The following is a 2112-nucleotide window of genomic DNA, read 5'->3' on the forward strand; positions in this document are numbered from 1 at the left end:
GCAGCGACACGAATGCCTTGCCGACATCGGCGTCGCCCACCATCACGGCGACCTCGTCGGCGGCGAAATATTTCTCGACTAGGCTGGCGAGCAGGTCCGAAAACTTCGGCGTCAGCTCAGACGGCTTGATCATGACGCGATTGCCGGCCGCGAGCGCCGCGGTCGCCGGCGCGACGGCGAGCTGGAAAGGATAGTTCCAGGGCGAGACGATGCCGACGACGCCGAGCGGCTGCGGCAAAAGGCGGTTGCGCCCCGGCATAAACGGCAGGCTGGTGGCGACGCGGCGCTCGCGCATCCAGGCGCTGAGATGCGACAGCGCATGCCTAATGCCGGCGCGCACGACGAACAGTTCGGCAAGCCGCGTTTCCTCAGCCGAGCGGGCGGAGAAATCGCTGTCGATCGCCGCGCAGATCTCGGCTTCGTGCTTTTCGGTGAGCGCCAGCAGGCGGTTCAGCCGGTCCTTGCGCACATCCAGCGTCGGGAACGGCTCCTTCTCGAAGGCCCGGCATTGCGCTTCAAACCGGACGCCAAGAGCGTTCTGCCTCGTTTGCAGCATCGCAACCTCCCCTTTACGTTCAGGTAAGACTACATCGCGCCGCGGGCATGATCCAGCGCCCCGCCGGTTCCGTTGCGGAAGATGCTGACAGCCGGGACGGACTTGCTGACAGGCATGGATGACCTTAAGCCCGACGCCGCGCCGACTCCGGCTTGATATGCGCGGCGAGGAACTCCTTCACCCGGCGCCCCGGCGCCGGGCCGCGCAACGGCTTGAAGCCGTCGTCAAGCTCGCCTGAAAGATCGAGTGTCGGCCGCTGACCGACGGCGTCGTAATTCTCTTCCAGCCAGTCGCTGGCAGCACTTCGGCCGAGGTCGCGCAGATAGGCGATGAAGGCCCATTCGGCATTGACCTTGGACGAGGCCGAGAGGTCCTTGAAAGCCTCGTCGGCATCGATGCGGTGCATACGGATGTCGCGATATTCGCCATGCGGCAGGCGTCCGGCCGCGATCAGCTCCTTGACGAAGGCGATCGAACGGAATTCGCGCAGCAGGCCGGCGTTGAAGGTGATCTCGTCGATGCGGTTCTGGATCTCGTTGGCGCTTTTCGGCGTGCCTTCGCGCACCACGGGATTGATCTGCACCAGAAGCACATCCTCGGTTGCCGCCGCCTTGAAGAACGGAAAGAGCGCCGGATTGCCGCCATAGCCGCCATCCCAATAGGGAACGCCCTTGATCTCCACGGCGCGGAACAATTGCGGCAAGCAGGCCGACGCCATCACCGTGTCGAGGTCGATCTCGCCGTCGGAGAAAACGCGCAGCTGTCCGGTCTCGACATTGGTCGCCGAGATGAACAGCTCCATCGACTTGCAGGCGCGCACATTGCCGAAGTCGATCTCCTTCTCCACCACATCGCGCAGTGGATTGAGGCCGAGCGGATTGGCGACATAGGGCGAGAACACCCGCGACATCGTGTCGAAGAAAAGATAGCCCGGCGTGTTCTCGATCGACCAGTTGCCCCACGCGACGTCCCACGGCATGCGCTGCACCGGGCTGAAACGGCCCTTCGAGGCCACCGCCCGCCAGAAATCGTCGAGCTTCTTTCGCGCGCCTTCCACGCCGCCCCGGACAAAACCGTCGGCCAGCGCCACCGCGTTCATAGCGCCGGCGCTGGTGCCGGACACCGCCGCGATCTCCAGCCGCCCATCCTCCAGCAGCCGGTCGAGCACACCCCAGGAAAAGGCCCCATGCGAGCCGCCGCCCTGCAGCGCGATGTTGATCTTCTTCTTTTCCTCCGCCTTGCCGTTCTTCGCCATGGCGTTCCTTGTCTTGATGCGCTGGCCTGCCCCTGCGTCATGTTGCAAGGGCGGCTTCTGCCTGCCCATGTTGCAGTGCAACATATAAGGACGAACCAAGGCAAGAACACGAACACACAAGCGTGATCGGATGAAATTTTGGTCGCGAGACGCTCTTTTCCTCGCCCCACGAAAGTGCAGGGCTGTCCGGGGAAAGTTAGACATAGTCGAGGCTCATCTGATCGGGAGAGCAGCGGGGGTACCTTCGACTTGGATTGACGGGCGGCGGTTTGTCGATGGCGGCGATGTGGCGCCGCTCGAA

The 2112-nt window shown here is 63.7% G+C and carries 2 protein-coding genes; both read right to left on the reverse strand.

Going from position 1 to position 2112, the window contains the following annotated elements; all coding sequences use genetic code 11:
- Positions 1-556 (reverse strand): aldehyde dehydrogenase family protein (locus tag EOA24_RS35465; RefSeq protein ID WP_127410680.1); only part of this gene is annotated, 556 nt, incomplete at its 3' end.
- A gap of 124 nt (positions 557-680) precedes the next feature.
- Entirely contained in the window at positions 681-1811 is a 1131-nt protein-coding gene (locus tag EOA24_RS35470; RefSeq protein WP_126083677.1) for a patatin-like phospholipase family protein, read from the reverse strand.
- Between the last annotated feature and the right edge of the window lie 301 nt (positions 1812-2112).

The organism is Mesorhizobium sp. M2A.F.Ca.ET.039.01.1.1, assembly GCF_003998035.1.
GTDB lineage: Bacteria > Pseudomonadota > Alphaproteobacteria > Rhizobiales > Rhizobiaceae > Mesorhizobium.